Source organism: Bacillus sp. FG16, assembly GCF_057809515.1.
In genome coordinates this window covers 1-4,489 of the sequence record NZ_JBMDKC010000181.1, presented here as the reverse complement: position 1 = coordinate 4,489, position 4,489 = coordinate 1, and the positions used below count along the sequence as shown (strand labels likewise).

Here is a 4,489-nt window from a genome sequence, read left to right as displayed (position 1 = left end):
TAGTTCAAATGAACAAAAGTTAATATTGTGTCTATCCTTAAGTTGATGGGCATGGGGTACGACAAGTACTATATATTTGTTAGATGAACAATACGTTGTAAAGTTGAATGAATCGGATGTCATACGTGAAGAAGGTTATTTTCTTCAGTTTTATAAACAGGACGAATTATTTCCAAAGTTTTTATATAAGGAACCTTTAAATCGCTATATTGTTTATTCATTCCTTGAGGGCACAACTTCTTGCAAACTAGGCCATAAACGGAGTGTTCTTTGTAAACTTGTAAAGGAAGTTATCAATAAGTATGAAGTAGCTACAGAGGTTGATGGCTGGGGATGGAAAGAAAGTCCGGTTCAATCTTGGAGTGAATTTTTAACGACAAATGTGATAGAAGCTCATGAAAATGTAAGACGTTACATAAGTGAAGAAGAGTATAGAACGGTTCTTAAGTTAGCGAATAGGGACGCTGGAATAAATCAGCCGTTTTTATTGCATGGTGATCTTGGATTTCATAACTTTATATTTAAAGAGAATGAGCTGCACGGTGTAATTGATCCTTTACCAGTGTTAGGAGATCCTATATATGATTTAATGTATGCGTTTTGTTCAACTCCGGAAAATTTAACAAAAGAAACAATCGATTATGCGATGAAACAATGTGTATTTCATAAAAAAGACCGTGATTTATATGAAGAAATAGTCATAGGCTTATATTTACGTATAGATAGGTGTTTACGGCACCACCCGAAAGATTTAGAAGATTATTTAGCAGCTTGGCGTTATTGGATGGGTGAGGTTGAGGTGACTTTATAGTACAAATATTTTTGGGGAGATAGTGAGATGAATGTTGCAGAAGCGAAAAAGGATTTAGCAATAAAAACGAAGAGAGGCCTACCGATTATATTAGCCGGTGTTTTATTTTGGATAGTTATGAGTATAACGGGATTTGTTCTTTCTGAAAAACAAGTGGTGTGGGTATATTTAATCGGTATGGGCTGTGTGTTTCCTTTCGGCTTAATGATAGCTGCTATATTGAAGATTGATATGTTTGCGAAAGGAAATCCGTTAGGGGTTTTGGCAGGCTTAATTGGTGGAATAAATGTATTGAATATTCCACTTGTATTACTTGCCTATTTTCAATTTCCAGAATGGTTACCTTTTGTAGTAGCGATGTTAATAGGTGTTCATTTTATTCCGTACGTATGGATTTATGAAAGTAAAAGTTATGGTTTATTGTCAGTAGGGATTGTATTTGTAACGTCAGTTTGCGGGATTCTTTTTGCTGAAAAAGGATTTACTGTAATTCCGTTATCGGTTACAGTTGTCTATTTACTTACTTTTATAAGTTTATTAATTGAAAATAAAAAAGCAGATCATTATCAACAAAAATCAGCTTAATAAAAATATAGGGATAGGGGAAATTATTATGGAAAATTTCGTTTGTACAACGTGTGGCGTGCAGTATGCGGCGAGTGTAGAAGAACCGGTGAGCTGTCATATTTGTGATGAAGAGAGGCAATATGTGAATCCAAAAGGACAATCTTGGACGACACTGGAAAGCTTACAAATTGGTGATACATATAAAAATGAAATAATCGAAGAGGAAGGTGGACTTTATAGCATTACAACAAAACCAGGATTTGCAATCGGTCAAACGGCATTTGTAGTGAAAACAGAGTCATATCGTTTACTGTGGGACTGTATTACGTATTTAGATGAAACGACAATTACGAAAATAAAAGAGCTTGGAGGATTAGATGCGATTGCATTGTCTCATCCTCATTATTATTCAACGCAAGTAGAATGGGCAGAGACATTTGATGTACCAATTTATATACATGAAGATGATAAAGAGTGGGTGATGCGTCCGAGTAGTCGTATTATTTATTGGTCTGGTGAGTCTTTACAATTAGCGGATGGGATTACTGTACATCGTCTTGGAGGACATTTTAGTGGTGGTTCTGTATTGCATTGGGAAGAAGGTAATGACGGAAAAGGGATTTTGTTAACAGGTGATATTATTCAAGTTGTAGCAGATGAGCGGTGGGTAAGCTTCATGTACAGCTATCCAAACTTAATTCCACTACCAGCGAGAAAAGTGGAAGAAATGGTGAATCGAGTGAAGCCGTTACAGTTTAATCGTTTATACAACGCTTTTCATCGAGTAGTAAAAGAAAATGCAAATGAGGCAGTTGAACGTTCTGCTGACAGATATATAAAAGCAATAGAAGGAAAGTTGTTTCATACGTAAAAGGAGAGTAGCTTAATGAAAACGTTAGTATGTTTTGGAGATAGTATTACAGCTGATGAAACATTTTTTGATGGAATGCCGAGATTAACACCACGTTTGCAAGAGATGTTTCCGAACTGGAAAGTAGTGAATGCAGGTGTTCCAGGTGATAATACATTCGATGCGTTAAATAGGATTGAAGAAGATGTAATATCATATAAACCAGATTTCGTAACAGTTTTTCTTGGTACGAATGATGCAGTTTCTTTTTCTCAAGTGTCATTACAAGCATATAAAGAAAACTTAGAGAAGATTGTGAACCAAGTTTCATCAGATAAAGTACTACTGATTAGTCCTGCACCAGTTGATGAAGAAAGACAGCATAATAGAACAAATAGAGTGCTTAGTCAATATGCAGACGTGGTGGAGAAAGTGGCGAGAGAAACAGGAAGTTATTTTCTAAACGTATTCGCTGAAATGATTCAAGAACGGGATTATAAAAGATTTGTAGAAAATGATGAAAAAGATGGATTACACTTTGGGCCAGAAGGTTATGAGTATGTAGCGAAGTTAATTGGTGAAAAGTTAAAAGGGATTTTATAAGGAGCAAAGCACTTAGTGCTTTGCTTTTTCGTATTTCTTTCGTAGTCCATAAACTTATTGATTGCTGTAATTTGGACGGATATTTTGCATTTTTATCCCGCATTAACTGCCCGTAAACGCCCGATTGGTGAGGGCTAATAATCAGTGGGGGATGAACAAAAACCCCACTGATTAAAGTTTCACTTTATGTACGTAAAAGGCTAGTGCTGTTTTAAAGTAATATAAATTTATTTTTAAAAATTTATATTTCGTAGTTGAAAATTAATAAAGGTGTAACTATAATAGTTACAGTAAGTGCGTTGTTTTGAAATGTACACATTGAATTACAAGAATGAAGGGAGTTTTTATGTAAATCAAAAAGTTATAAAAATCTATTAATTTTTATAATAAGATAAAATATTTTTCGAGTCATACACATTATTAAATATGTTATTTCTAATAGAAAACTAGAGGTGGAAAAATGAAGAATTTTAAAGGTATGTTAATATCATCACTTGCAATTACAACTTTTGCTGGGATAGGTACGACATTTGTAACAAATACAGTATATGCTGCTAATAACGATTCTAGTAAAATACAAGTTCGTTCTAATAAGAGTATAAATACAACAACTGGCCCGAGATTGCCTGTACTATCAGTCAATCCTTATGATGAACCTAGATTTTCGAGACAGGGATATCTTGAAGAGGCACCTTTAGGAATTAATGCTCCTTATGCTTGGGGAATTAAAGGAGGAAATGGTCAGGGAGCAACTTTTGTAGATTTGGAAGAAGGCTGGTTATTAAATCATGAAGATTTAGTCGGTCAAAATATTGAATTTATGTCTGGAAAAATGAGTAATGATCTTTCTCACGGTACTTCAGTTCTAGGTGTTGTTTCTGCAGCTGACAATGGGATTGGGAATATTGGGATTGCACCAAAAGCAAAGGCAAAAGTAATTTCAGTGATCCGAGATAATGGGAGAATCGATGTAAGAGATGCTATTTTAAGTGCCGTAGATTCTTTACAGGCTGGAGATGTTTTATTAATAGAAGAATCCTTTAAATATGATGGATATGGAGATGACCCTTTACCAGTAGAAGTATACCCGAGTATATTTAACGCAATTCGCAAAGGTACAGATAAAGGCATTATTATTGTAGAAGCAGCTGGTAATGGTGGGATTGATTTAGATGAATTTAAAGACCGTAATGGTAAGCAGATTTTAAATCGAAATAGTCCAGACTTTAAAGATTCAGGAGCTATTATAGTTGGAGCATCTACTGCAAGAGTTCCTCATAAACGTTTAGCTTTCTCTAACTATGGTAGTAGAATTGATGTATATGGTTGGGGAGAGTATGTTGATACATTAGATACATATCAAAATCAAAATAGTAAAGGACAAAAAGTTACAGATCAGAACATAATTAATCGTTATACGTCTAATTTCCGTGGTACTTCTAGCGCTTCGCCTATAATTGCTGGGGCTGCTGTATCGATTCAAGGGATTGCTAAAGAACATTTAGGTAAGGCATATACACCAAAAGAATTGAGAGCAATTTTAAGTAATCCTAATACAGGCACAAAGTCTAATAACCCATCATCTGATAAAATAGGGGTTTTACCACATGCCCATCAACTTAAGAGAACAAATAAAATGAAATTCCCTTCAAAAGGGT

At 34.8% G+C, this 4,489-nt stretch carries 4 protein-coding genes and 1 pseudogene; all 5 read left to right on the top strand.

From position 1 onward, the window contains the following. Positions 1-55 precede the first annotated feature (55 nt). Positions 56-811 (top strand): annotated as a pseudogene (locus tag ACODS7_RS30990) (phosphotransferase); the annotation flags it as partial. Between the two features lie 27 nt (positions 812-838). Beyond that, entirely contained in the window at positions 839-1,396 is a 558-nt protein-coding gene (locus ACODS7_RS30985) for a DUF7010 family protein (protein ID WP_001099745.1), read from the top strand. Between the two features lie 28 nt (positions 1,397-1,424). After that, entirely contained in the window at positions 1,425-2,249 is an 825-nt protein-coding gene (locus tag ACODS7_RS30980) for an MBL fold metallo-hydrolase (RefSeq protein WP_029442876.1), read from the top strand. 15 nt (positions 2,250-2,264) lie between these two features. Further along, positions 2,265-2,831 carry an SGNH/GDSL hydrolase family protein gene (locus ACODS7_RS30975; protein ID WP_029442875.1) on the top strand — a complete coding sequence of 189 codons (567 nt, stop codon included), beginning with the start codon at positions 2,265-2,267 and terminating at the stop codon, positions 2,829-2,831. Between the two features lie 460 nt (positions 2,832-3,291). Next, positions 3,292-4,489, top strand: a 1,198-nt coding sequence (locus ACODS7_RS30970; protein ID WP_488828423.1) for a S8 family peptidase, incomplete at its 3' end; no start/stop codon positions are given.